General features: G+C 60.1%; 27 protein-coding genes. 13 read left to right on the top strand and 14 right to left on the bottom strand.

Annotated elements, in window-relative coordinates; genetic code table 11:
• Window positions 1–30: 30 nt before the first annotated feature.
• The 6 genes from HU724_RS17930 to HU724_RS17905 form a co-directional block, all read right to left on the bottom strand.
• Window positions 31–1032 carry a glycosyl transferase family protein gene (locus tag HU724_RS17930; RefSeq protein WP_186566410.1) on the bottom strand — a complete coding sequence of 334 codons (1002 nt, stop codon included), beginning with the start codon at window positions 1030–1032 and terminating at the stop codon, window positions 31–33.
• Window positions 1029–1364, bottom strand: a complete 336-nt coding sequence (locus tag HU724_RS17925; protein WP_186566412.1) for a TusE/DsrC/DsvC family sulfur relay protein — start codon at window positions 1362–1364, stop codon at window positions 1029–1031. The genes HU724_RS17930 and HU724_RS17925 overlap by 4 nt, the downstream gene beginning before the upstream one ends.
• Window positions 1361–1654, bottom strand: coding sequence for a sulfurtransferase complex subunit TusB (tusB, locus tag HU724_RS17920; protein WP_186566414.1), 294 nt, complete (start codon window positions 1652–1654; stop codon window positions 1361–1363). Before tusB ends, HU724_RS17925 begins: the two co-directional genes overlap by 4 nt.
• Window positions 1654–2010: a sulfurtransferase complex subunit TusC gene (tusC, locus tag HU724_RS17915; RefSeq protein WP_186566417.1), complete on the bottom strand. Its 357-nt coding sequence runs from the start codon at window positions 2008–2010 to the stop codon at window positions 1654–1656. Before tusC ends, tusB begins: the two co-directional genes overlap by 1 nt.
• A 2-nt stretch (window positions 2011–2012) precedes the next feature.
• Window positions 2013–2405 carry a sulfurtransferase complex subunit TusD gene (gene tusD / locus HU724_RS17910; RefSeq protein ID WP_186566419.1) on the bottom strand — a complete coding sequence of 131 codons (393 nt, stop codon included), beginning with the start codon at window positions 2403–2405 and terminating at the stop codon, window positions 2013–2015.
• 189 nt (window positions 2406–2594) lie between these two features.
• Window positions 2595–2924, bottom strand: coding sequence for a DUF6388 family protein (locus tag HU724_RS17905; protein WP_122508075.1), 330 nt, complete (start codon window positions 2922–2924; stop codon window positions 2595–2597).
• Window positions 2925–3055: 131 nt separating this feature from the next.
• Here HU724_RS17905 and HU724_RS17900 point away from each other — a divergent pair, with 131 nt between their 5' ends.
• Window positions 3056–3406 (top strand): hypothetical protein, encoded by a 351-nt coding sequence (locus tag HU724_RS17900; protein WP_186566421.1) that lies wholly within the window; start codon window positions 3056–3058, stop codon window positions 3404–3406.
• 102 nt (window positions 3407–3508) lie between these two features.
• Here HU724_RS17900 and HU724_RS17895 read toward each other — a convergent pair whose 3' ends face one another.
• A complete protein-coding gene (locus tag HU724_RS17895) occupies window positions 3509–3934 on the bottom strand; it encodes a GNAT family N-acetyltransferase (RefSeq protein ID WP_186566423.1) in 426 nt (141 codons plus the stop codon).
• A gap of 151 nt (window positions 3935–4085) precedes the next feature.
• Here HU724_RS17895 and HU724_RS17890 point away from each other — a divergent pair, with 151 nt between their 5' ends.
• The 6 genes from HU724_RS17890 (at window position 4086) to HU724_RS17865 (ending at window position 9651) form a co-directional block, all read left to right on the top strand.
• Complete coding sequence (locus HU724_RS17890) at window positions 4086–4526, top strand: hemerythrin domain-containing protein (protein WP_016775257.1); 441 nt, start codon at window positions 4086–4088, stop codon at window positions 4524–4526.
• 207 nt (window positions 4527–4733) lie between these two features.
• Window positions 4734–5369 carry a lytic polysaccharide monooxygenase auxiliary activity family 9 protein gene (locus tag HU724_RS17885; protein WP_186566425.1) on the top strand — a complete coding sequence of 212 codons (636 nt, stop codon included), beginning with the start codon at window positions 4734–4736 and terminating at the stop codon, window positions 5367–5369.
• A gap of 98 nt (window positions 5370–5467) precedes the next feature.
• Window positions 5468–6055, top strand: a complete 588-nt coding sequence (locus HU724_RS17880) for an NUDIX domain-containing protein (protein WP_024013397.1) — start codon at window positions 5468–5470, stop codon at window positions 6053–6055.
• A gap of 148 nt (window positions 6056–6203) precedes the next feature.
• A complete protein-coding gene (ggt, locus tag HU724_RS17875) occupies window positions 6204–7931 on the top strand; it encodes a gamma-glutamyltransferase (RefSeq protein WP_186566427.1) in 1728 nt (575 codons plus the stop codon).
• A 66-nt stretch (window positions 7932–7997) separates the two neighbouring features.
• Window positions 7998–8531 (top strand): cysteine hydrolase family protein, encoded by a 534-nt coding sequence (locus tag HU724_RS17870; RefSeq protein WP_186566429.1) that lies wholly within the window; start codon window positions 7998–8000, stop codon window positions 8529–8531.
• Between the two features lie 103 nt (window positions 8532–8634).
• Entirely contained in the window at window positions 8635–9651 is a 1017-nt protein-coding gene (locus tag HU724_RS17865; protein ID WP_186566431.1) for a lysozyme inhibitor LprI family protein, read from the top strand.
• Here the strand turns inward: HU724_RS17865 and HU724_RS17860 are convergent.
• Window positions 9618–9962 carry a DUF7693 family protein gene (locus HU724_RS17860; protein ID WP_186566704.1) on the bottom strand — a complete coding sequence of 115 codons (345 nt, stop codon included), beginning with the start codon at window positions 9960–9962 and terminating at the stop codon, window positions 9618–9620. The two genes, HU724_RS17865 and HU724_RS17860, sit on opposite strands and share 34 nt — an antisense overlap.
• Window positions 9963–10122: 160 nt before the next feature.
• On the opposite strand from HU724_RS17860, the gene HU724_RS17855 reads away from it, so the two are divergent.
• Entirely contained in the window at window positions 10123–11568 is a 1446-nt protein-coding gene (locus HU724_RS17855; RefSeq protein ID WP_186566433.1) for a SulP family inorganic anion transporter, read from the top strand.
• Here the strand turns inward: HU724_RS17855 and HU724_RS17850 are convergent.
• Together HU724_RS17850 and HU724_RS17845 are read right to left on the bottom strand one after the other, a co-directional pair.
• Window positions 11536–13767, bottom strand: a complete 2232-nt coding sequence (locus tag HU724_RS17850) for a response regulator (RefSeq protein ID WP_186566435.1) — start codon at window positions 13765–13767, stop codon at window positions 11536–11538. The two genes, HU724_RS17855 and HU724_RS17850, sit on opposite strands and share 33 nt — an antisense overlap.
• 187 nt (window positions 13768–13954) lie before the next feature.
• Window positions 13955–14473, bottom strand: coding sequence for a carboxymuconolactone decarboxylase family protein (locus HU724_RS17845; protein WP_123442138.1), 519 nt, complete (start codon window positions 14471–14473; stop codon window positions 13955–13957).
• Between the two features lie 131 nt (window positions 14474–14604).
• On the opposite strand from HU724_RS17845, the gene HU724_RS17840 reads away from it, so the two are divergent.
• Window positions 14605–15420 (top strand): AraC family transcriptional regulator, encoded by an 816-nt coding sequence (locus HU724_RS17840; protein ID WP_186566437.1) that lies wholly within the window; start codon window positions 14605–14607, stop codon window positions 15418–15420.
• 3 nt (window positions 15421–15423) lie between these two features.
• Here the strand turns inward: HU724_RS17840 and HU724_RS17835 are convergent, their stop codons facing one another.
• Window positions 15424–16317, bottom strand: coding sequence for a DMT family transporter (locus HU724_RS17835; RefSeq protein WP_186566439.1), 894 nt, complete (start codon window positions 16315–16317; stop codon window positions 15424–15426).
• A gap of 89 nt (window positions 16318–16406) precedes the next feature.
• Here HU724_RS17835 and HU724_RS17830 point away from each other — a divergent pair, with 89 nt between their 5' ends.
• Window positions 16407–17738: an aminotransferase-like domain-containing protein gene (locus HU724_RS17830; RefSeq protein WP_186566441.1), complete on the top strand. Its 1332-nt coding sequence runs from the start codon at window positions 16407–16409 to the stop codon at window positions 17736–17738.
• A gap of 40 nt (window positions 17739–17778) precedes the next feature.
• The gene (locus HU724_RS17825; RefSeq protein ID WP_136493722.1) at window positions 17779–18156 is read left to right on the top strand and encodes a c-type cytochrome; all 378 of its coding nucleotides are present in this window, start codon (window positions 17779–17781) and stop codon (window positions 18154–18156) included.
• Window positions 18157–18661: 505 nt separating this feature from the next.
• Here HU724_RS17825 and HU724_RS17820 read toward each other — a convergent pair.
• Window positions 18662–20317 carry a sensor domain-containing diguanylate cyclase gene (locus HU724_RS17820; protein WP_186566443.1) on the bottom strand — a complete coding sequence of 552 codons (1656 nt, stop codon included), beginning with the start codon at window positions 20315–20317 and terminating at the stop codon, window positions 18662–18664.
• Between the two features lie 177 nt (window positions 20318–20494).
• Here HU724_RS17820 and HU724_RS17815 point away from each other — a divergent pair, with 177 nt between their 5' ends.
• The gene (locus tag HU724_RS17815) at window positions 20495–20830 is read left to right on the top strand and encodes a hypothetical protein (protein ID WP_024013386.1); all 336 of its coding nucleotides are present in this window, start codon (window positions 20495–20497) and stop codon (window positions 20828–20830) included.
• Between the two features lie 76 nt (window positions 20831–20906).
• On the opposite strand, the gene HU724_RS17810 is transcribed toward HU724_RS17815, so the two are convergent.
• Together HU724_RS17810 and HU724_RS17805 are read right to left on the bottom strand one after the other, a co-directional pair.
• Window positions 20907–21386 carry a phage infection protein gene (locus HU724_RS17810; RefSeq protein WP_186566445.1) on the bottom strand — a complete coding sequence of 160 codons (480 nt, stop codon included), beginning with the start codon at window positions 21384–21386 and terminating at the stop codon, window positions 20907–20909.
• A gap of 124 nt (window positions 21387–21510) precedes the next feature.
• Complete coding sequence (locus HU724_RS17805; RefSeq protein ID WP_186566447.1) at window positions 21511–22080, bottom strand: chorismate mutase; 570 nt, start codon at window positions 22078–22080, stop codon at window positions 21511–21513.
• 199 nt (window positions 22081–22279) lie between these two features.
• Between HU724_RS17805 and HU724_RS17800 the strand changes: the two genes are divergently transcribed.
• A complete protein-coding gene (locus HU724_RS17800) occupies window positions 22280–23638 on the top strand; it encodes an MATE family efflux transporter (RefSeq protein ID WP_186566449.1) in 1359 nt (452 codons plus the stop codon).
• Window positions 23639–23704: the final 66 nt, after the last annotated feature.

Below are 23704 nucleotides of genomic sequence, written 5' to 3'. Positions count from 1 at the left end.
AAAGCGCAAAGATCGGGCGCTAATGATCGGTTAGATCGATGTGTTGCGCGCCGCCCAATACTGCTCGGCGGTTGTGAAGGCCTGTTCGCGATTCTGACCGAGACCGCGCAGGGCGAGGGCCATGGTCGCAATCAAGGCCATTTGCGGGTAGCTGTCGACCACATCGCCACGCCACACGGCTTTCAGGTGTTCGATGTCCAGCGAGGCGGGTTTGACATGGCGCTGCGCTGACAGCTGCGGCCATTCTTCATCCCAGCTCTGACCGCCGCTGGTGCCATAAAGGTGACTGGTGGCGTCGGGGTTGATCTCGATTTCACCGCCATCGCCCTTGACCACAATTGCCGTGTCGCCGAGCAAGCCGCTGGCATCGCGATGTACCGCCTGGTAGCCCGGATGGAAAATGCTTTGCAGGCCACAACGCGCACCCAGCGGATTGAGAATCCGCGCCAGAGAGTGGATCGGCGACCGCAGGCCCAGGGTGTTGCGCAGGTCGATCATCTTTTGCAACTGCGGCGCCCAGTCCACCAGCGGCATAAACGCCAGGCCGCCGTTGTCCAGTGCCGCGCCGACCTGCTGCCAATTGCGGCACAGGGGAATGTTCAGTTCGCCCAGCAGTTGTTCGCTGTACAGACGCCCGGCCGTGTGCGCGCCGCCGCCATGCATGAAGATGCGTACGCCGTTTTGCGCCAGGCACTTGGCCGCCAGCAGATACCACGGCAGGTGGCGTTTTTTGCCGGCGTAGGTCGGCCAGTCCAGGTCGACATTCAATGCGGGCGCGTGCAAGCGTGCGCGCAGGGCTTCGGTGAAACCGGCCATTTCCTCGGCACTTTCTTCCTTGTGCCGCAGCAACATCAGGAAGGCACCCAGTTGCGTATCTTCGACCTTGTCATCGAGCACCATGCCCATGGCCTCGCGGGCTTCCTCGCGCGTCAGGTCGCGGGCGCCGCGCTTGCCCTTGCCGAGAATGCGCACGAATTGCGCGAACGGGTGCTCGGCAGGCGTTTCGAGGGTCAATGCTGGAAAGTCGTTCATAGGCAATTCGTCGGTTTGGGCAGGCCCGCCAGTTTCGCGGCGAGTTTGGCAGGGGTGCCTTTGAACAGTCGGTTCAGGTGCAGGCTGTTGCCTTTGTCCGCGCCGAGTTTCAACGCGGTGTACTTGATCAGCGGCCGCGTGGCTGGCGATAGCTGGAATTCGGCGTAGAAGTTACGCAGCAGCTCAAGGACTTCCCAGTGTTCGGGCGTCAACTCGATGTCTTCGGCGGCGGCGAGGGCGCTGGCGACTTCAGCCGACCAGTCGCTGAGGTCAACGAGAAAGCCGTCCTTGTCCAGTTCGATGGCGCGGGCGCCGACGGTCATTGAATTCATAGCCAGCTGTTGACCTTGGCGTGATGGATCGACAGTTCGACGAAGGCCGGGTAGTCAATGGCCTCGGCCCAGTCTGGAACCTCGATCGCACGCGCCTGTGCGTCCTCAACCAATACAAAAAGTTTGATTGGTCGCTCTTGCAGAGCAGCGAACGGCGCAGTGTCCGGTTGCAGCGCATACACCGCATCGCCGGACAACAACACAGCGTCGGCGCTGCCGAGCAGTCGCAGACAACTGCTCAGACGATCGTCGCCGAACGGGGAATGAGACAACACATGCAAAGTCGACATCAGAGGGTGATCACCTGATCGTAACGGTCAATAAGGGCGGTGATGTGTTCAGCAGCAAGCGGCTGCGCTTCGTCCAGCGACAGGTTGCCAAGACCGCGAGCATTGGCGCTTTCGGCGCAATAGAACAGCTCTTCGACACCAAACATAGGCAGCGCCTGCAGATTGGCGCTGAGGTCTTTCTGCTGCACGGCCCTGGCGTTCTGCCCAGCGGCCAGTTGCAGCACGCCGTCATCGAGAAACAGCAAACCGATCGGCAGATCGAAGGCGCCACCGGCGAGCACGATATCCAGCGCTTCCCGCGCGCCGGGGCCTGACCAAGGCGATTGGCGGCTGATGATCAACAGCGATTTGGCCATGTTCAAGCGCCTCCGAAACAGATGAGCCGATCAGCGTCCTGCACGGCGTCGTGCAATTGACCCAGACCGGACAATTCCCACGGCGTGCTGAGCGAAATCGCTTCACGCTGGTAACGCTTGGCTTCTTCTTCGTTCAACACACCACGGCGCAGAGCGGCGGCGATGCAGACCACGCCGTCAAGTTGCTTTTCGTTGATAAAGGCGCGCCATTGCTTGGGCACGTCCAGTTCATCCTGCGGGGTCACCACCGCATCGGAGGCGTTGAACACGCCGTCCTGATAGAAGAACAGCCGAACAATCTCATGGCCGCCGGCCAGCGCGGCCTGGACAAACAGCAAGGCACGGCGCGAGGAGGGCGCATGGGCGGCGGAAAACAGCGCGATGGCGAACTTCATGATGGACTCGATCAGCGAAACTGCGGCCATGATAAAGCTTTATTGCGCGTGCCGCGAAATCTGGTAATACGCGGTTCACTGTGGGAGCGAGCCTGCTCGCGAAAGCGTCGTCTCGTTCGAGATCAGTTTCGGCAGTCACACCGCCTTCGCGAGCAGGCTCGCTCCCACGGGAGATTTGCGGCGGCTGGATTACGGGGTGATGCCGTAAAGATCGCAATACTCGATCCAGTCCATCCCCGCCATTTCCGCCACTTCCCGATGCACTTCCAGGCGTTGCGCCTGATAGTCCTCGGGCGAAGCAGCGGTCAGCTGCAACGTCAGCTCCCAGGCAAACAACCCCTGGCTTTCTGCCTCAGCCTCGAATGCTTCATGCAAGCGTTCTTCGCGGTACTGCGCCTGGGTTTCGCCCTTGGCCTGGGCCAGCAGCGGGTTGAGATGGTCGAGGGTTTCACGCAATTCGGGACGTGCATCGAGAAACAGTTTCAAAGCCTGTTCATGTCGCTGGTCGCTAGGCGCCATGTAATTTCCTTGTGTGACTGATGACCATAGGGTGCCGCACCTGCTTGCGCATGTCGCGCATAAACAGTAAAGCAGAACGATTTGCCGCGTCGCAGTGCTACAGTCCGCTTTTTTCTCGATGAGCAAATGCAATGCGAATGCTGATGGTAGTGCTGGTGGCGGCCCTGTTGGCCGGGTGCGCCGGTTCGGTGATGAACGATGCTCGCAGCAAGAGCCCGGACAAGGTCCTGACCTCGGACAAGCCGGAGAAAGACGTCGCCCGGTGCGTGCAATTCGCCTGGCAGGACGAAGCGGTTTTCGGCGTGGACGCGGCGGCCTATCTGGAGCCGCGCGAGTCTGGCGGCACCACGGTTTACACCCGTTCGGCAGAGTCTTTTGTCGATGTGATCACCGAAGCGTCAGGGACTACCTTGAACTATTACGCGCAGAAGAATGATTTTGTCGCGATGCGGCGGATGGCGGCGATGGCGACCTGCCTCTGATTGTGTGTCGAGGCGGCCGGCGCTTTCGCGAGCAGGCTCGCTCCCACAGGTTGAATGCTTTCCAGTGTGGGAGCGAGCCTGCTCGTGCAAAGGGCGACACAGTCAGTCGATCAGCCGCTTCTGGAAAAAATGCCGCTTGTGCCCCGGTGGATAGTCAACGATTTCCCCAAACTGGCTGAACCCCAGCTTCCTGTAGAACTCCGGCGCCTGAAAATCAAAGGTGTCGAGCCAGAGGCCGTGGCAGTTTTTTTCCCTGGCCAAGGCTTCCGCCTGAGCCATCAATTTCGAGCCGATACCCTGTCCGCGACCTTGTTCCGGCACTGACAGCAGTTCGATGAACATCCAGCGAAAAATCATTCGCCCGTACAAACCGCCCAGTATTTCCCCATTTTGGTCTTTGACCATCAAGGCGAACGGCTCGGATTTCGAACCGCCGGTTTGAGCATCGTTGTATTCGATCAGCGGCTGCAGAATGGCCTGACGCTGTTCCTCGGTAGGGCTCTGCGTCAACTCGATACGCAAATTCATGCATGACTTCCTTGTGTATTTAACGCCCAGCCTAACCCGTCCGGGCAAACGCCTCCAAGCCCTTCGATCGAACAAGCGGAACCGTGAAACCAGCGTTGCGGTCTAGGCTTTTATCGCGTCTTTCCCTGAGCGCGATTGATGAGGAAATCCCGTGAATATTTTTGAAGCCCTGCGCGAAAGCCACGAGCGCCAGCGCACTTACGCCAAGGCTCTGATCGCGACCAGCGGCGACAGCCCTGAGCGGGTCGAGGCCTACAAGCAGCTCAAAGCAGAACTGCAAGCGCATGAAACCGCTGAAGAGCGGCATTTCTACATTCCGTTGATGGAAATCGATGAAGGCGTGGACCTGAGCCGCCACGCCATCGCCGAACACCACGAAATGGACGAGATGATGGAAGAGCTCGACGAGACCGAAATGTCCAGTCCGGCCTGGCTGGCCACGGCCAAAAAGCTTTCCGACAAGGTTCATCACCACCTCGAGGAAGAAGAGCACAAATTCTTCCAGATGGCCGGCAAGCTGCTCGACGATAAACAGAAAACCCAACTCGCCGGGCAGTACGAAAAGGAGTATCAGGCGCAACTGTCTGAATGACCAAAGGCGACTCGGCGTGTAGGTGTTCAGCTACACGTTGAGTGCGATGTGTCGTCGAGAACTGTTTATGCATCCAGTGTTTCCGGGCTTTTTACGTCTTGCACACTGGGACTGTGACAAAAGCGCCGATGGACAAAAAATTCACCTCCGTTAGCTTGAAGGCCTCTCCTCGGGAAGGAGAGTTCTCAAATCAACGGAGTGAAGACGATGAATCAGGCAATCCCACAAACCCAACTCAAACACGGTCGTGTCATCTCGCCAGCGAGTCGCGGCGCAGTGGCCATCGACCTCGGCCTGCTCGGCGCCTGGCAAGTCAATGAAATGGAAGGTGGCAAGAACTTTCCGGCCGTAGACGCCGGACCTTTCCCGCAACCTTTCGAGACCGACTCGGACAGCGTCGCGCCGCCGGCCGATGGCTACATTCTCAGCGGCGGCAAGACCGATGCCCGCGATTGCGTCAATTACACCGCCGACGAGATGAGCAAGAAGCTCGGCCGTTCATTCAACTGGCCGCTGCTCAACGTAAATCCGGGCCAGATTCTTGAGGTCAGTTGGGCGTACACCGCGCCGCATACCACCCGAGGTTATCGCTGGCTGATCACCAAAGACGGCTGGGATCCCCAGCAACGCATCAGCCGTGCGCAGCTGGAAACCCAGCCGTTCTTCGAAGACTTCTACCCGCAAGTGCCGTATTACAGCCATGCTGATGAATTGAAGGCCAAGGTCGATCATCAAGTGAAGCTGCCTGCGAACAAGCAGGGTCATCACGTCATTGTGCTGATGTGGATCGTCGCCAACACCGGCAACGCTTTCTACCAGGCCTTCGACGTCGACTTCCAGTAACCGCGGGAGCGGAACGAGCCCGGTAGCGCTGCCGGGCTTTTTTTGTCGGCGCAATTGTCCGACCATGGCAGTCCCCCATGAAGACAGGATCAGACGCGATGTCCAACACAGCCGAACGGGTCAACATCGTCGACACTCAGGTGTTGTCCCACGACTGGTATCTGCTGAAGAAAATCACCTTCGATTACCACCGCAACAACGGCGAGTGGCAGCGCCAGACTCGCGAGGTATACGACCGGGGCAACGGCGCGGCGATTCTGCTGTTCAACCGCGAAAAGCGCACGGTGGTGCTGACCCGCCAGTTCCGTTTGCCGGTGTTCGTCAACGGCCACGATGGATTGTTGATCGAGGTGGCCGCCGGGTTGCTGGAAGGTGCCGCGCCCGAGCAGCGCATTCGTGACGAAGCCGAGGAGGAAACCGGTTATCGCGTGCACGACGTGAAAAAAGTATTCGAGGCGTACATGAGTCCCGGTTCGGTGACGGAGAAGCTGCACTTCTTTATCGCTGAATACGACGCCGCGTCCAAAGTCAGCGACGGTGGTGGGCTGGAAGAGGAAACCGAAGAACTGGAAGTGCTCGAATGGGGCTTCGATGAGGCACTGGCAGCATTTCAACGCGGCGAGATCTGCGATGCCAAGACCATCATGCTGTTGCAGTACGCAGCGATGAATAACCTCTTCGCTTGATTCGGGCAGGAGCTGCCAACGGCTGCGATGGCTCAGCATACTGGCTGAACGGGGAGGCGCAATACGCAAAGCCGACCATACTGCTTGTTGCTCCTGAAGCGTTGCCCTGCGTTTTGCGCAGTCCCCAAAAACAAAAAGAGATCGACTCATGAAGTACGAACCTTTGGCCAGATCGCTCATTGCGACCTCCCTGGCGCTCAGCTGTCTCATGGCTCACGCGGCATCGGTGGCGCCGGTGGCGGCGGAAAACGGCATGGTGGTCACCGCGCAACATCTGGCGACCCATGTCGGCGTCGACGTTTTGAAAAACGGCGGCAATGCCGTGGATGCGGCGGTCGCGGTGGGCTATGCACTGGCGGTGGTCTACCCGGCTGCGGGCAACCTTGGCGGCGGCGGGTTCATGACTATTCAACTGGCTGACGGGCGCAAGACCTTTCTCGATTTCCGCGAAAAAGCGCCGCTGGCGGCGACCGCCAACATGTATCTGGACAAGGACGGTAACGTCATTCCGGAACTGAGCACGCGCGGCCATCTGGCCGTCGGGGTGCCGGGCACCGTGTCCGGCATGGAGCTGGCGCTGAGCAAATACGGCACCAAACAGCGCAAGGAGATGATTGCCCCGGCGATCAAACTGGCCGAAGACGGTTTCGAGCTGCAGCAGGGCGATGTCGAGCTGCTCGAATACGCGACGGATGTGTTCAAGAAGGACATGCGCGATTCCGGCTCGATCTTCCTCAGCAACGGCGAGCCGATGCAGGTCGGGCAGAAACTGGTGCAAAAGGATCTGGCGAAAACCCTGCGGACAATTTCCGAGAAGGGCGCCGACGGCTTCTACAAAGGCTGGGTCGCCGATGCCATCGTCACCTCCAGCCAGGCCAACAAGGGCATCATCACTCAGGCTGACCTGGACAAATACAAGACTCGCGAACTGGCCCCGGTTGAGTGCGATTATCGCGGCTATCACGTGGTCTCGGCGCCACCGCCAAGCTCCGGCGGGGTGGTGATCTGCCAGATCATGAATATCCTCGAAGGCTATCCGATGAAGGACCTGGGCTTCCATTCCGCTCAGGGCATGCATTACCAGATCGAAGCGATGCGCCACGCGTACGTTGATCGCAACAGCTACCTCGGCGATCCGGATTTTGTGAAGAATCCGATCGAGCACCTGCTGGACAAGAATTACGCGACCAAACTGCGCAACGCCATCCAGCCGCAGAAGGCCGGCATCTCGGCTGAGCTCAAGCCCGGTGTAGCGCCGCATGAAGGCAGCAACACCACGCATTATTCGATCGTCGACAAGTGGGGCAATGCCGTCTCGGTCACCTACACCCTCAACGACTGGTTCGGCGCGGGCGTGATGGCCAGCAAGACCGGGGTGATTCTCAACGACGAAATGGACGACTTCACCTCCAAGGTCGGCGTGCCGAACATGTATGGCCTGGTTCAGGGTGAAGCCAATGCCATTGCACCGGGCAAGGCGCCGCTGTCCTCGATGAGTCCGACCATCGTCACCAAGGATGGCAAGGTGGTGATGGTGGTCGGCACGCCGGGTGGTAGCCGGATCATCACCGCGACCTTGCTGACCATGCTCAACGTCATCGATTACGGCATGGGCTTGCAGGAAGCGGTCGACGCGCCGCGCTTCCATCAGCAGTGGATGCCGGAGGAAACCAACCTCGAAGACTTCGCCGCCAGCCCGGATACGAAAAAGCTCCTGGAAAGCTGGGGCCACAAGTTTGCCGGCCCGCAGGATGCCAACCACATCGCCGCGATTCTGGTCGGCGCGCCGTCACTGGGCGGCAAACCGGTTGGCAAGAATCGCTTCTACGGCGCCAATGATCCACGGCGCAATACCGGCTTGTCTTTGGGTTACTGAGCGGAGTAAAAGAGGGGCGGGCGCAGGTCCGCCCCATTCTCAAGGATTGATCAAGGAAGGCTCGACATGACCACCGCATTACTGATCATCGACGTCCAGCAGGTGCTGTGTGCTGGTGAATATCAGTGCTTTGAAATCGACCGCGTGATCGCCACGATCAATGATCTGAGCCAACGCGCCCGCGACGCTGGCGTTCCGGTGGTGTTGATTCAGCACGAGGAAAAGGACGGTCCATTCGTGCATGGGGCGGACGGTTGGCAACTGGCTAACGGTCTGCTGACTTCGACGAAAGACCTGCGTGTAGGCAAAACTACCGGGGACTCTTTCTACCAGACCGATCTCGGCAAGCTGCTGCCCAGCGAAGACTTCGAACGTCTGATCATCTGCGGTCTGCAGACCGATTATTGCGTCAACGCCACGGTGCGCAGCGCGCATAAGCTGGGCTACGACATCGTCGTCGCGCGGGATGCGCATTCGACGGTCGATAACGGCAACATGAGCGCCGAGGACATCATTGCCGAACACAACAAGGACTTCGCCGCCCTGACCAGTTCCGTGGCACGAATCGACGTCAAACCGGCAGCCCAAATCACTTTCTGAACTCACACAAAACCCCTGTGGGAGCGAGCAGGGTCTACGACAAAGGCGATTTACAGCAGCGGCACTGGCATAATCCCCGCCATCCGAAGAATGGAATCTCTCGATGTTCGCTATCTCCCTGCGTCACGCCTTGGCGCTGACATCTCTCGTCCTTGCCTGCACCGCCCATGCCAGCAGTTTCGATTGCACCGACGCCTCCGGCAAAACCGAAAAAGCCATCTGCACTGATCCCTACCTCTCGACCCTCGACGACAAACTCGCCGAGCAATGGCGGACCACGCTGGGCAAAGTTGTCGATCCCAAAACCCTGAAAACCGACCAGCGTCAGTGGCTGAAAAACCGCAACGCCTGCGGTGCCCTCAGCGCGTGTCTGCGGCGCGAATACCTGATGCGCGTCACTGAGCTCGAGCACGCGGTTCAGCCCTTCAGTTGGGATGCCACTTGGCAACTGATTCCGCGCGGCACCTCGACATCGGCGACCGTCGTTACCCAACGTCGTGATGCCACGCATATCGCCATCGATATATCAGCAGGCGAGGGCGCCAATTCCGGAGACTTGACCGGCGTTGCCATACTCAAGGATGGAACAGCCGTGTACGCCGAGGACGCCTGCAAACTCGCCTTCACGCCCATCAATGGCGTACTGAACGTCACGCAAACCGGTGCGGACTCCGACTGCGGCGGCGGCATGGGCGTGTATTACGCCGGTCGGTATGTCGCCTCCGAACAACCGCTGACGCTGAATTACGATCTGCTCAGCCTGGGTCTGGCTCGCACGTCCGCAGAAGATCAGGCACTGCGTTCGCTGCTCAAGACCGACTACCAGAAACTGGTGGAAACCTCCGGTTCGTTGCAGGTCGGCGAGGCCTCAAGAGATTTGCCTGATGCTCAGGTGGTAGAAATGTGGATGCGCGGTCTGGGTGGTATCGGCATCCTGATGAGTGCTGCCGACGCACAGGTCTGGCTGATCTTCAAAAGCTACGATGACCAGAGCCATGAACATCTGCGGTACTACACCAACGTGGCGAAGTGGAAGAAGCGGCTGCCCGATGTGCTGCAGGGCTGGTATGACCGCATGCACGAAAGTCAGTCGTCTCTGGTTCTGGAAATGATGCCCTGAGCCACAACTCCATCCGCCTCACGCAATAACCGCTCGATCTGCGCCAGTTCCCATGTGCTGAGCAGACTCACCGGGTCCGTGCCATAACGCTGCCACGTGTTGAGCGTCGCTTCGTCCCCGGCGCAGTTGCGCGCGTATTCACAGTGATGCAAATGTCCGTCGGCGAAGTCCAGCAGCACAAGCCAGCCCTCGATATCAACGGCAATCAGCCCGGACTCGGACATTACCCCGCAGACTTCGAACGCAAGCACGCCCAGCGCAGCTTCGCGCAGACGCTGACACACATCCCGGGCGGACAAATACGCTGACATGCTGCGACTCGATTCGATGGACAGGCCTGCAAGGATAAGGCCCGCGCCACCCCATGTCAGCGTTTCACTGGCCCGAGGCCGAACAATTCCGTACCATTCGCCTCCCTCTTTTTTTGCGAAAACAGCAGCCGTGCCCAGCGGCCGCTCAGTCAGGTAAGCCATGAAACCGATTCGTCTGCGCGCCGATGTCCTCGCCGGACTCACCACCTCGTTCGCCCTGTTGCCCGAATGCATTGCTTTCGCGCTGGTCGCGCATCTCAATCCGCTGATGGGCCTGTACGGCGCGTTCATCATTTGCACGCTGACGGCGTTGTTTGGCGGCCGACCGGGCATGGTTTCCGGTGCGGCGGGTTCGATGGCGGTGGTGATCGTCGCGCTGGTGGTGCAACACGGCGTGCAATATCTGCTGGCAACGGTGCTGCTCGGCGGCCTGATCATGATGGCGTTCGGGCTGTTGCGCTTGGGCAAACTGGTGCGCATGGTGCCGCATCCGGTGATGCTCGGTTTCGTCAACGGCCTGGCGATCATCATTGCCCTGGCGCAACTCGAGCACTTCAAAAGCGGCGAGCACTGGCTCAGCGGTACGCCGCTGTATCTGATGTCCGGGCTGGTGCTGCTGACCATGGCCATCGTTTACATCCTGCCGCGCCTGACCAAAGCGGTACCGCCGGCCCTGGTGGCGATCCTTGGTGTCGGCCTGCTGGTCTACCTGTTCGGGCTGCCGACCCGTACCCTCGGCGACATGGCGCACATTGCCGGCGGTCTGCCGACTTTCGCCATGCCGGACATTCCGTGGAGCCTGGAAACGCTGCGCATCATCGCCCCGTACGCGATCCTGATGGCGATGGTCGGCCTGCTGGAAACCCTGCTGACGCTGAACCTGACCGACGAAATCACCGAGACCCGTGGCTACCCGGATCGCGAGTGCGTGGCGCTCGGCGCGGCGAACATGGTGTCCGGGGCGTTCGGAGGCATGGGCGGTTGCGCGATGATCGGGCAGACAGTGATCAATCTCAGCTCCGGCGGGCGCGGGCGCTTGTCCGGCGTGGTTGCCGGTGTGCTGATTCTGTTGTTCATTCTGTTTCTGTCACCGCTGATCGAGCGGATTCCGCTCGCCGCGCTGGTGGGGGTGATGTTCGTGGTGTCGCAGCAGACCTTCGCCTGGGCGTCGTTGCGGGTGATAAACAAGGTGCCGCTGCACGATGTGCTGGTGATCATCGCGGTGACCACCATCACCGTGTTCACCGATCTGGCCACGGCCGTGCTATGCGGGATCGTCATCGCCGCGCTCAACTTCGCCTGGCAGCAGGCCCGCGAACTGTATGCCGATGAACATCTTGAAGCCGATGGCAGCAAGCTCTATCGCCTGCACGGCACGCTGTTCTTTGCCTCGACCACGCCGTTTCTCAATCAGTTCGACCCGGCCAACGACCCGGCCAAAGTCACTCTCGACTGCCGACACCTGAGCTTTGTCGATTACTCGGCGATCGCCGCATTGAAAACCCTGCGTGAACGCTACGCCAAGGCGGGCAAGCATCTACAGGTGTTTCATCTGTCGGAACGCTGCAAGAAATTACTCAAGCGCGCCGGCGTCGATCACGACTGACGCCGCTGGTTTTGCGTCCTTGAGCCAGGTCTTGCCGAGAATCCGCGAGACCTGTTCGGCGGAGTAGGGCTTGGCGAGAAATTCAAAACCTTCGTACCCGCTGCGCGCCAGTTCTTCGCTGTAGCCGGAGGTCAGAATCACCGGCAGATCGGGGCGGCGCTGGCGCAGTTCTTTGGCGAGCGCGACGCCGGTGATGCCCGGCATGACTACGTCGGAAAACACCGCATCGAACGCGCTGGCATCGCTACCGGCCAACTGCAGGGCTTCTTCAGCGTTGGTCGCCCACGCGGTTTCATAGCCCAGATCCTGGAGGATCTGATTGGCGAAACGGCCGACGTCGAGATTGTCTTCTACCACCAGTACCCGGCGTTTTTCGCACGCCGGCTGCACCTCGCCATTGTCCTCTGCCTCATCCTCTTCTGCCTCGATCGCCGGCACTTGCGGCAAATACAAGGTGAACTCGGTGCCTTGGCCAAGGACGCTGGAGACATCGACGTTGCCGCCCGATTGCTTGGCGAAGCCGAACACCTGCGACAGCCCCAGACCCGTGCCTTTGCCGACAGCCTTGGTGGTAAAGAACGGCTCGAAGATGTGTTCGAGGGTGTGTGCGTCGATGCCGGCACCGGTGTCGGCCAGGGCAATCGACACGAAATGGCTGCTCGACCCAGCGTGGCCGCGAATCGGCGGCAGCGCTTTATGGCACTCCAGGCGCAATTTCAGCTCACCCTGACCATTCATGGCGTCGCGAGCGTTCAGGGCGATGTTGATCAATGCAGTTTCGAACTGACTGAGATCGACGCGGATGTAGCAGGGGTGATCCGGGCGCTCGACGCACACGTGAATCTGCGCGCCGGTGACCGATTCGAGCATTTCGCCGATGTTGGCCAAACGTTCGCCGGCGTCGACTACCTGCGGATTGAGCGGCTGACGGCGGGCGAAGGCGAGCAACTGGCTGGTCAGCTTGGAGGCCCGCTCGACGGTGTCGGACACCGCGCGCATGTAGCGTTGGCGGCGTTCTTCCGGCAGGTTGGGCTGGCGCAGAAAATCCACCGACGAACGAATGATCGTCAGCAAATTGTTGAAGTCATGGGCGACGCCGCCGGTCAATTGGCCGATGGCTTCGAGCTTCTGCGACTGGCGCAACGCCGACTCGGCCTGGGCCAGACGCAGGCTGCGCTCTTCGACCCGTTGCTCCAGCGTGGCATTGAGTTCAGCCAATGCAAGCAGGCCCTCGCGCACGTTGGCGTCGGCGCGCACTCGCTCGATGTGCGCCCAGCAACGTTCGGTGACTTCGCTGAGCAGCGCCTGTTCGAAGCTCGACCAGACACGCGGCACTTTGTCGTGAATGGCCATTAACGCGGTAAGACGGCCTTGCTTGATCAGCGGCACGCAAATGGTGGCGGTGATGCCTATGCCCTGAAAGGTCGCTGATTCTTCCGGCGGCAATTCGCTGCGGTTGTCGTGGATCACCAACGGTTGACCCGCGCGCAGAAGGCGTACGGCTTTCTCGCCGAAATCGCGCAAATGGTAGTGGCCGACGATGCTCGGCGAACCCGGCGCTGCATAGTCGCCGCGAATGGTGAAACCATCTTCGTCGGCATCCATGTCGGCGTAGGCGCAATTGGACAGACGCAGTTGCTCGACCATCAGCCGCGTGCTTGCCGCCAGGATTGCTTGCGCATCCGTGGCATTGGTCACCGCTTCGCCGATGGCATCGAGGACCGCCAGGCGTCGGTTGAGATAAACGGTCTGGGTGGTCTCGGTGACGGTGTCGATCATGCCGACGACATTGCCGTGGGAATCACGAATCGGGCTATAGCAAAAAGTGAAGAACGCCTGCTCCGGGCCTTTGCCGCGTTCGATCTGCAGAGCAAAGTTTTCGATGTAGGTGGCCTGGCCGGCGTACGCGGCCTCAGCAATCGGGCTGATCTCGTGCCAGGCTTCCTTCCAGATGTCGCTGAAAGGGCGTCCCAACGCGTGCGGCTTGTCGCCGAGAATCGGTACGAAGGCGTCGTTATAGAGAGTGATGAGTTGCGGGCCCCAGACGATCGCCTGAGGGAAATGCGAGGCGAGACTGAGCGAGACAGTGGTCTTGAGTACATCGGGCCAGTTTTCCAACGGGCCGAGGGGCGAATTCGCCCAGTCGTGACGGCGGATCTGCCCGGCCATCTCGCCGTTGTCTTGCAACCAGTCTGTCATGGGGTTCGTGTCTTTCCGGGGCATTTGTCTGAGAACAAAGACCTGCGCACAGGCTGTTTGGTTTCAGCGCACCAGACACTGTTTGCGCTGCGAATTATTCTGACGTACATCATGGCAGCAAAAAACAGCGGTGGCGAAAAGAGCGCCTTTTCGCCACCGGTTTTATCTTCGGATCGTGAGCGACTGCTCAGGCCTCGACGGCCGGGAAGTCAATGTCGGTCAGCGCCGTGTTGTTCAGGTAGTTGGTCAATGTCTGCACGGCCACCAGGGCAATCACTTCGATGATCTTGCGGTCATCAATACCGGCAGCGCGGGCAGCGGCCAACTGTTCATCGCTCAAGTGGCCACGGGTTTCGGTCAGTTGGCGGGCGAGGGCGGCGTAGGCATTCAGTTCGCCGTGACGTGCCGCGATGATGTCCTCCGCCGACAGCCCGGCTTTGCCGGCAAACACGGTATGTGCGGACAGGCAATAGTCGCAACCGTTGACCTGCGAAGTGGCGAGGTAGATGGCTTCTTTCTCTTTGCCGCTCAATGAGGTCTTGCCGAGGATGGCCGAGGCTTGCAGGTAAGTGTCGAATGCAACCGGCGCCTGGGCGAGGGTGGTGAAGACGTTGGGCAGGAAACCGATTTTTTTCTTCACGCCTTCCAGTGCAGGACGGGTGGCATCGGTGGCGGTGTCGAGGCTGATTGCAGGGATGCGGCTCATGGTGATTCTCCGAAATTCCGCAGCGAAGTGCAGCGGCGATGGAGAGATCTTAGGGGCTGCCAATGGCGCTTTGGCGGCGAATCGTCGAGGATATGCGGCAGATCGTCCAGATATGCCTTCGGGAGTCAGCCATGGATCGCCTTTCCACATTACTCAGTCATTTCGGTGTGAACGCCGGCACCTTTCATAGCGGCTCGTTTTGCGGCGTGAGCGTTCACGAAGGCGAACCGGTCGGCCATGTGCATGTTCTGCAAGCCGGGGCGTTGCTGCTCAAACCGGGCAACGAGCGGGAAATTCGCCTGGAAGAACCGTCGCTGATTTTCTTTCCCCGGCCTTTCACTCACCGGATGTTTGCCGACGAGGCCATGGCCAGCCAAGTGGTGTGCGCCTCGCTGACCTTCGACGGTGGCTCGGGCAATGCCTTGGCCGCCGCGTTACCGGACTATCTGGTGTTGAAACTCACCGATATCCCGGAATTGCGCAGCACCCTTGACTGGCTGTTCAACGAAGCTTTTGAAGGGCATTGCGGGCGCGTGGCGGTGATGGATCGCCTGTTTGAATTGCTGGTGATTCTGCTGCTGCGCCATCTCATCGGCAGTCGTGATCAGCAACCGGGCATCATGGCCGGGCTGGCGGATCCGCGCGTGTCTCGCGCCTTGAACCTGATCCACGAGCAGCCGCACAAGCCTTGGAGTGTGGCCGATCTCGCGGCAGCGGCGAACCAGTCCCGCGCCGGTTTTGCCGAGCAGTTTCGCCGCGTGGTCGGGCAGACGCCGGCCGATTACCTGCTGAGCTGGCGCGTCAGTCTTGCGCAGAAACGCCTGCGCGAAGGCCGCCCGATTGCATTGATTGCCGAGGAGGTTGGATACGAAAGTCCGTCGGCGCTGGCCCGGGCGTTTCGGCGCAAGACCGGTCTCAGTCCAAGGCAATGTAAAGCCGAACACTGAACATTACCTGGAGAATTTTTTCGCTCCGGCCACGCAAAGAATCACCCCCAGCGTGACGCCGAGCATGCCGACACTGACCTGCTCATGCAGCAATGTCGCCGCCAGTGCCAGACCAAAAAACGGTTGCAGCAGCTGCAGCTGCCCGACCGCGGCGATCCCGCCCTGAGCCAGGCCGCGGTACCAGAACACGAAGCCGATCAGCATGCTGAACAACGACACATATCCCAGGCACAGCCACGCCGACACGCTGATGTTGGCAAACGAGGCGGGCGCCAGCCACAGGCTCAGCAGCGCCATCAGCGGTAATGACAACAGCAGCGCCCAGCAGATCACCTGCCAGCCGCCGAGGCTGCGCGACAGTTTCGCGCCTTCGGCGTAACCGAGGCCGCAGGCCAGGATCGCCGCGAGCATCAGCAGATCCCCGGTGGGCGAGGCGCTCAAGCCTTGGGACAGGGCAAAGCCCACCACCAGCGCACTGCCCAGGATCGAGAAGATCCAGAACACCGGCCGTGGCCGCTCACCGCCACGCAACACGGCAAATATCGCCGTGGCCAGCGGCAGCAATCCTACAAACACAATCGAATGCGCTGACGTTACGTGCTGCAATGCCAACGCAGTCAGCAGCGGAAAACCCAACACCACGCCCAGCGCCACGATCAACAGCGACAGCCACTGATGATGCGCCGGTCGCCGCTGTTTGAACAACAGCAGAAGTCCGACGGCCAGTGCGCCGGCGATCGCTGCTCGCACCACGGTCAGAAACACCGGATCGAATTCCAGCACCGCCAAACGTGTGGCCGGCAGCGAACCGCTGAAAATCAGCACGCCGATAAAACCGTTGATCCAGCCACTGGTTTTTTCCAGTGCCGGGTGGGCCGCGGTCGATGTTGTGTGCATGTCGGTCGCGCTCAAAAATTGGCTTGTGTCGCCGTGATCCTAGGGCGGAGAATCAGCACAATCAAAAAATTGTCATGGATACAGCCGACATGCCGCGTTCCCGTTACAAGACCCTGGTTGATCGCTATGCGGCAGACATTCGTGGCGGACGATTGGCGCCGGGCACGCGACTGCCAACGCATCGGCAGCTGGCGAGCCAGGAAGGTCTGGCGCTGGTTACCGCTTCACGGGTTTATGCGGAGCTTGAAGCGATGGGCCTGGTCAGTGGCGAAGCCGGACGCGGCACGTTTGTTCGGGAAACGTCGCTGGCGCCGGGGCAGGGCATCGATCAGAAAGACGTGGCGGTCGGCATGATCGACCTGAATTTCAACTATCCCTCGTTGCCAGGTCAGGCTGAACTGTTGCGCACGGCGTTGCGCCAACTGGCGTTGTGCGGTGATCTGGAAGCACTGCTGCGTTATCAACCCCACGCCGGACGTGCCCACGAACGCGCCTCGGTGGCGCGACATTTGTCGACACGCGGCGTGGCGGTTGAAGCCGACCAAGTGCTGGTCGTCAATGGCGCTCAGCAAGGTTTGGCGGTGACGCTGATGGCCCTGCTCAAACCCGGCGATGTGATCGCCGCCGATGCGCTGACCTATTCGGGATTCAAGGTGCTGGCCGACGCGCTGCATCTGGAAGTGCTGGCGATCCCGATGACGGAGCACGGCCCGGATTTGCCGGCACTGGACAGACTCTGCCGCCAGCGTGCAGTGCGCGCCGTATACAGCATGCCGACGCTGCACAACCCGCTGGGCTGGGTCATGCCACTGGAACAGCGCGAGCAATTGGTGGCGATTGCCCGGCGGCACGATCTGACAATCATTGAAGACGCTGCCTACGCGTTTCTGGTCGAAAACCCGCCATGTCCGTTGATTGAACTGGCACCGGAACGGACGTTTTACGTATCGGGCCTGTCGAAAAACATCGCCACCGGATTGCGGGTCGGCTTCATTGCCGCGCCGCTGCTTCAAGTGCCCGCACTGGAGCGAATCGTTCGTGCGACGACATGGAACACGCCTGGGGTGATGACCGCCATCGCGTGCGGCTGGCTCGACGATGGCACCGTCACCGTGCTTGAGGCGCAGAAACGTCGTGATGCTACGGCGCGACAGGCCTTGGCCGCCGAGGTGCTGAAAGGGCTGCGCTACATTGCTCATCCGGCTTCGTATTTTCTGTGGCTGCCGCTGCCCGAAGATGTGCGTGCCGATCAGATCGTGGTCGAGTTGATGCAGCAGCAGATTTCCGTCACCAGCGCCGAGCCGTTTTCGCTGTCGGCCCCTACGCCCCATGCGATTCGTCTGGCTCTCGGCTCGGTGGACATGCACGTGTTGCGTCAGGCGTTGATCACCGTCAGAACGATCATCGGCGCTTATCTGTAAACTGCGCCCACGCCATGCAAAGTCAGGTTTGGACTGTTCAATGAAATTCACCACGACACTGTTTCTCGCCTTGATCTTCAGCGCCAGTGCACAGGCTGAGGGCGATCCTGAGGCCGGGGCGAAAATCTTCCCGCGTCTGTGCGGCGGTTGCCATCAGGTTGGCGAGTCGGCTCGTTCGGGGTTTGGTCCGCAGTTGAACGGCATCATTGGCCGGGCTGCGGGGACTTCGGCCAATTATGTTTATTCCGATGCGATGAAGAACTCGGGGATTACCTGGGATCGGGCGACGTTGAAGGCTTATCTCGAGGATCCGAAAGGTGTGGTGCCGGGGACGCGGATGATTTTCTGGGGGCTGAGTGATGAGGAGAAGTTGAATAATTTGTTGGCTTATCTGCAGATGTTCAGTGCCGAGCCCTAGTCGGGCGATGGTTTTCCGGCTAACTCAGTACATATCCATTGCTGCGGTAACGGCTGCTTAGGGTTTCGCCCTTACGGCGACTCACTTTTTTTACAAACGCCTAAAAAAAGTAAGCAAAAAAACGCTTGCTCCTGCGTTCGGCCCTCGCAGGCTCGGGTTCCTTCGCTGCGGGACTGATCCGGGCGCAGCGGCTACGGTTTGCTTCGCTGCACCTCCTTCCGCTGTGTTCGACTGCGTCGAACGGTCGCTGCGCTCCCACGCCCGGATCAATCCCTTCGCTCAGCCTTCCGACGTCGCCGGTGGATCAAGATCAAAAGCACTCGAGCTAACGCTCATTGTTGAGTGGGGCGGCTTCGCTGCTTTGCTTTTCTGTGGGAGCGAGCCTGCTCGCGAAAGCGGTTCTCCGGCCGACCCAAATTTCCGCTTTTACCCCATCCCTGTGGGAGCTGGCTTGCCAGCGATGGCGGCTGCGGGCCGACCTGTTTCTGGTTGATATACGTCGGTGTCAGTGGGCATGAAACGCAACCTGATTGCGCCCCGCAGCTTTCGCCTGATACAGCTGCTGATCGGCGCGTTTGATCAGGGCGGTGTGGTTGTTGTCGGCCGGATCTGCCAGGGCGAGACCGATACTCACCGTGACGTTGCCGACGCCGGGAAACTGCGCTTCGGCCACCGCTACGCGAATCTTTTCGGCAACGACTTCCGGGGTGTCGGGTTGCGCGACTTCCGGCAGCAGTACGGCGAACTCTTCGCCGCCGTAGCGGGCGACGAAATCGGTGCTGCGTACGCTGTTCTGGATCAAGGTCGCCAGTTGTTGCAGGACCTCGTCACCGACCGCGTGGCCGTGGCTGTCATTGATGCGTTTGAAGTGGTCGGCATCGATCAGCAGCAGGGCAAACGGGCGTCCGGTGCGTCGGGACAGCAGCGAATACTCGGTGATTTTTTCGTCAAACCGGCGGCGGTTGTAAACGCCGGTCAGGCCGTCGTGAGTGGCCAGGCTCAGCAGCTCGGCGTTGGCCTCGGTGAGTGCGGCGGTGCGTTGCGCCACGGTGGCTTCCAGCGACGCGTTGGCTTCTTGCAGTTCGCGCTCCTTGCCGAGCAGTGACTGCGTCATTGCGTCGATGGACTGGCCGAGCTGGGCGATTTCCAGCACCGGATGCTGGAGCTGGAACTGTGCGCCGGCCTGGTTGTTTTGCACTTGTTTGGCCGAGCGTGCCAGTTGTTCGATCGGCCGGCTCAGGTACAGCGCCAGATAATAAGCCACGAGACCGAAAACGATGGCGGCGAAAACGCCGAGTATCAACAGTTCATATTGCAGCGTGCGCGCCGGTTGCAGCGCAGTCTCCAATGGCTGGCGAATGGCGATCGACCATGACAGCGCCGTGCCCGATGGCGTCGGCACGGTGACCATGCTGGTCAGGTAACCGTTGGCCGCTGTCCAGCCCGGCAATACCGAATCGCCGATCGCCAGTTGTTGGCCCATCAGCGCTTCGGGGTAGAGCACCTTGCCATCGTGGTCGACAATCAGCGCCTGGATATCCGGCGCCGAGTTTTTGTGGGAAAACGCTGCCGACTCGACGATGCGCGTCACCCAACTCCAGTGTGCATGTGCGCCCAACACGCCAATCACCTGCCCTTCGGCGTTGTGGATTGGCGCGGCGAAATCGATGAAGCGCAGCGGCTCGCCATTGGGCAGGCCCGGCAACAACTTGGCCAGCAACACTGCTTCGTGGGGATCGCCGGTGTATTGCCGGCGCAGGCCGATCTGGAACCATGGGCGTTTCTGCACCGATTGACCGATCAGCAGATCATTGACCGCCTGGCGAACGTTGCCCTGGGCGTCGGTGACGCCCATCCACGCATATTCGGCGCGCGCCTGGGTGCGTAACTGCATCGACTTGAGGATGGCTGGATTGTCCAGATCACCGCGCTCCAGATGCGGCGCGCGACTGAGCAGGTAAACCTCTAGCTGCCGTTCGCGCAGTTGTTCGCCCAATAGCGTCGCCGCCGCGCGCGCCGTGTTCAGCAACGCGTTGCCGCTGGCCTGTTTCATTTGTTCGGTGGCGATGTGACCGACATAAAAGCCGACGCTCAATAACGTCAGCAGGGACAAACCGCCGAACCACAGGGTGAGATGGCTACGCAGACTGGCTTTGAACATGGAGGCGGGTGTCTGTCTTTATTGAAGTGGCGCCATGGTATGCGACATCGCCGACGGCGGGCCAGCGAACGGGTTCAAGTAAATACAAAGAAGATTGATGCCAATGAGCCATCATTTTGTTTAGAATGCGCGCCGCCCGAGAGACGGATCCCGGGCGTTTCCCCATGGAGTTTTACTGTGAAATACCTCAGCAAAGTAGTCGCCGCCGCACTGTTCGGTGTGGTTCTGGCAGGTTGCACCGGCGCCCCGATGAAAACCGCCCATTACGACAGCAACCAATACACCGTGGTTGGCCACAGCGAAGCATCGGCCACCGGCCTGCTGCTGTTTGGCATTATCCCGATCCGCCAGAACAGCCGATTTGTGCGCGCGCAAAACGCGGCCATCCAAGCCAAGGGCGGCGATGCAATGATCAACACGCAGGTTCAGGAAAACTGGTTTTGGGCCTGGGTTCTGACCGGCTACACCACCACCATCTCCGGTGACGTGGTCAAGCTGAAAACCGCGCAATAAGCGACGGCTGAATGCAAAAAAGCCCGACTGATCAGGCCGGGCTTTTTCATGGGTGTTGCGCGGTCATGCAGTAGATTCATGCAACGCGGCGTTCGATCAGACGATCAGAGCCACCTTCAGCGACGCGGCGCTGGATCAGACGATCAGAGCCACCTTCAGCGACGCGGCGTTCGATCAGACGATCAGAGCCACCTTCAGCAACGCGGCGTTCGAGCAGACGATCCGAGCCACCCTCGGCAACACGGCGTTCGATCAAGCGATCAGAACCACCCTCGGCAACACGGCGTTCGATCAAGCGATCAGAACCACCTTCGGCAACGCGGCGTTCGATCAGACGATCCGAACCACCTTCGGCAACGCGGCGTTCGAGCAGACGATCCGAACCACCTTCGGCAACGCGGCGTTCGATCAGACGATCTGAACCACCTTCAGCCAGACGGCTTTCGATCAGCTTGTCCGAGCCGCCTTCAGCGACCAGGGTGTGAGCAGGCGTTACTGCAAAAGCGTTAATTGCGAAAACCGAGAAAGCGATGCCGAGAAGGGTTTGGCGTTTCATGATCGTGTGCTCCAGAAAGTTGTTTGTTTGTCTGGAACCGATGTTACGCCGCGCAGTTTTTATGAGAACTTCATTGACATGATGGTGAACATCGACGCCGATGATGTTTGCCAGGAGCGGTGATTCAGAGCGCTTTCGCGCGGATGCACAACTCGCCGCTGGCACGAATCAGCGCCAGGTCATGCAGCGAATCGGCGGCCAGACCGTTGCGGACATCGGCCAGCCATGCCGGGCAATTCGGATCCTGGCGATAGGGCGCGAAGGCGGCGTACTGCTGCAACAAGCGCTTTTGCAGTTCATCCAGGCGCGGGCGGATCTGTTTGCCCAGATCCGGACGCGGTGTGTCCGGTGCAGCACCTGCCGCTTGCCATTGCGCGAGCAGACCGTATTGCACCAGTTTGTTCGCTTCCATTTGTGCGGCGATCAGTTGCGCGACGTCGTCCGGATCGACTTTGTGTTCGGTGGCCAGAGTTCGGGCATTGGCGATGACCTGCGCCTCACGCGGGCTGTCCTGAATAGGCTTGCCGCTGTCCCATTTGGTCAACGCAACCAGATCACCGATGCTCAGGCGTTCATTTAAAGTGGCCAGTAGCGGTTTCAACGAAGCAGGCGCCGCTGCGGGTGCGGCTGCCTGAGTGTAGGCGGCCGACAGAGCGAGAAGGGAGCCAAGCAGAAAATTTGCAACGTTACGCATGAACCGAGCCTCAATAGTACGTGTCGACAGAGTCGCTGATTTACCACAGCCGCAACACTGACACAAAGCGATGCACGGCATTTACACAAATGCAAAACAGACAATCAACACCGTCTGGAAATGTTGATTGCACGCTGCACGCAACTCACCGAAGCTATCGTCAATCAGGCCTGCCGCCATCGAGATGGACCTCCATTCAATGCATAGCGCCCCCTTCGCCAAACCGCTCTGGCAAACCTATCTGCTGTTTCTCGCGCCGATGGTGCTGTCGAACTTCCTGCAATCGATGTCCGGGACGGTCAACAGCATCTACATTGGCCAGATGCTCGGCACTCAAGCGCTGGCGGCAGTGTCCGGCATGTTTCCGGTCGTGTTCTTTTTCATCGCCCTGGTCATCGGCCTCGGCGCTGGCGCAGGCGTGTTGATCGGCCAGGCGTGGGGCGCGCGCGAGACGCACATGGTCAAGGCGATTGCCGGAGCGACGCTGCTGCTGGGTGTGTTGATCGGTTTGGTCGCGGCGGTGCTGGGCACGGTGTTTGCGCGCCAGGCACTGACGGGGTTGGGCACGCCGGCGGATGTGCTTGACGATGCGGTGGACTATGCCCACGTCATGTTGTGGATTCTGCCATCGCTACTGGTATTCGTGCTGTTCACCCAATTGCTGCGTGGGGTCAGCGATACGCTGTCGCCACTGCTCGCGCTGATCGTCTCCACCGCCGTGGGGCTGGCGCTGACGCCGGCGTTGATTCGCGGCTGGCTGGGTTTGCCGCCATTGGGCATTCAGAGCGCGGCGTATGCCGGGCTGGCGGGGAATCTGTCGGCAATGGCGTGGCTGGCCTGGCGGCTGATCCGCAAGGGCCATCCGCTGGCGCCGGATCGAGAGTTCTTCGCCGCGCTGCGACTGGATCGGGTCATTCTCGGCAAGGTCCTGCGCATCGGCCTGCCCACCGGAGTACAGATGATCGTGCTGTCGTTATCGGAGCTGGTGATCCTGGCACTGGTCAATCAGCACGGCTCGCAAGCGACAGCGGCCTATGGCGCAGTAACGCAGATCGTCAATTATGTGCAGTTTCCGGCGCTGTCGATTGCGATCACCGCGTCGATCCTCGGTGCTCAGGCGATCGGCGCTGGGGATCTGCAACGAATGGGGCCGATCCTGCGCACCGGGCTTTTGATCAACGTGTGCCTGACCGGTGGCCTGATTGTCTTAGGTTATGGGTTGTCGCACTGGTTGCTGGGTCTGTTCCTGACCGAGGACTCGACCCGGGCGATGGCCGAGCATCTGCTGCATATCATGCTCTGGAGCCTGTTGGTGTTCGGCTTCCAGGCCATCATCGGCGGGATCATGCGTGCCAGCGGCACCGTCCTGGTGCCGGTGGTCATTTCGATTATCTGTGTGGTCGGCGTGCAGTTGCCGGCGGCTTACTGGCTCGACGGGCAGTTCGGTTTGCAGGGTGTGTGGATGGCGTTCCCGGTTGCCTATTTGGGGATGCTGATTTTGCAGACCCTGTATTACAAATTGGTGTGGAAGCATCAGAAGATAGAGCGGTTGATATAGGCGCTGGCATAACAACGGGTTGTTTGCTTAAGTCAACCAAGGCCCTCGACGACGCACGCCGCCAGG

Source organism: Pseudomonas iranensis, from assembly GCF_014268585.2.
Lineage (GTDB): Bacteria > Pseudomonadota > Gammaproteobacteria > Pseudomonadales > Pseudomonadaceae > Aquipseudomonas > Aquipseudomonas iranensis.
The sequence above is the reverse complement of the archived record's forward strand: the minus strand, read 5'-3'. Positions and strand labels throughout refer to the sequence as shown.

Coding starts and splice junctions, on each gene's coding strand:
- HU724_RS17930 (WP_186566410.1), bottom strand. CDS start 1,032: ATGAACGACTTTCCAGCATTGACCCTCGAAACGCCTGCCGAGCACCCG.
- HU724_RS17925 (WP_186566412.1), bottom strand. CDS start 1,364: ATGAATTCAATGACCGTCGGCGCCCGCGCCATCGAACTGGACAAGGAC.
- tusB (WP_186566414.1), bottom strand. CDS start 1,654: ATGTCGACTTTGCATGTGTTGTCTCATTCCCCGTTCGGCGACGATCGT.
- tusC (WP_186566417.1), bottom strand. CDS start 2,010: ATGGCCAAATCGCTGTTGATCATCAGCCGCCAATCGCCTTGGTCAGGC.
- tusD (WP_186566419.1), bottom strand. CDS start 2,405: ATGAAGTTCGCCATCGCGCTGTTTTCCGCCGCCCATGCGCCCTCCTCG.
- HU724_RS17905 (WP_122508075.1), bottom strand. CDS start 2,924: ATGGCGCCTAGCGACCAGCGACATGAACAGGCTTTGAAACTGTTTCTC.
- HU724_RS17900 (WP_186566421.1), top strand. CDS start 3,056: ATGCGAATGCTGATGGTAGTGCTGGTGGCGGCCCTGTTGGCCGGGTGC.
- HU724_RS17895 (WP_186566423.1), bottom strand. CDS start 3,934: ATGAATTTGCGTATCGAGTTGACGCAGAGCCCTACCGAGGAACAGCGT.
- HU724_RS17885 (WP_186566425.1), top strand. CDS start 4,734: ATGAATCAGGCAATCCCACAAACCCAACTCAAACACGGTCGTGTCATC.
- HU724_RS17880 (WP_024013397.1), top strand. CDS start 5,468: ATGTCCAACACAGCCGAACGGGTCAACATCGTCGACACTCAGGTGTTG.
- ggt (WP_186566427.1), top strand. CDS start 6,204: ATGAAGTACGAACCTTTGGCCAGATCGCTCATTGCGACCTCCCTGGCG.
- HU724_RS17870 (WP_186566429.1), top strand. CDS start 7,998: ATGACCACCGCATTACTGATCATCGACGTCCAGCAGGTGCTGTGTGCT.
- HU724_RS17865 (WP_186566431.1), top strand. CDS start 8,635: ATGTTCGCTATCTCCCTGCGTCACGCCTTGGCGCTGACATCTCTCGTC.
- HU724_RS17860 (WP_186566704.1), bottom strand. CDS start 9,962: ATGTCAGCGTATTTGTCCGCCCGGGATGTGTGTCAGCGTCTGCGCGAA.
- HU724_RS17855 (WP_186566433.1), top strand. CDS start 10,123: ATGAAACCGATTCGTCTGCGCGCCGATGTCCTCGCCGGACTCACCACC.
- HU724_RS17850 (WP_186566435.1), bottom strand. CDS start 13,767: ATGACAGACTGGTTGCAAGACAACGGCGAGATGGCCGGGCAGATCCGC.
- HU724_RS17845 (WP_123442138.1), bottom strand. CDS start 14,473: ATGAGCCGCATCCCTGCAATCAGCCTCGACACCGCCACCGATGCCACC.
- HU724_RS17840 (WP_186566437.1), top strand. CDS start 14,605: ATGGATCGCCTTTCCACATTACTCAGTCATTTCGGTGTGAACGCCGGC.
- HU724_RS17835 (WP_186566439.1), bottom strand. CDS start 16,317: ATGCACACAACATCGACCGCGGCCCACCCGGCACTGGAAAAAACCAGT.
- HU724_RS17830 (WP_186566441.1), top strand. CDS start 16,407: ATGCCGCGTTCCCGTTACAAGACCCTGGTTGATCGCTATGCGGCAGAC.
- HU724_RS17825 (WP_136493722.1), top strand. CDS start 17,779: ATGAAATTCACCACGACACTGTTTCTCGCCTTGATCTTCAGCGCCAGT.
- HU724_RS17820 (WP_186566443.1), bottom strand. CDS start 20,317: ATGTTCAAAGCCAGTCTGCGTAGCCATCTCACCCTGTGGTTCGGCGGT.
- HU724_RS17810 (WP_186566445.1), bottom strand. CDS start 21,386: ATGAAACGCCAAACCCTTCTCGGCATCGCTTTCTCGGTTTTCGCAATT.
- HU724_RS17805 (WP_186566447.1), bottom strand. CDS start 22,080: ATGCGTAACGTTGCAAATTTTCTGCTTGGCTCCCTTCTCGCTCTGTCG.
- HU724_RS17800 (WP_186566449.1), top strand. CDS start 22,280: ATGCATAGCGCCCCCTTCGCCAAACCGCTCTGGCAAACCTATCTGCTG.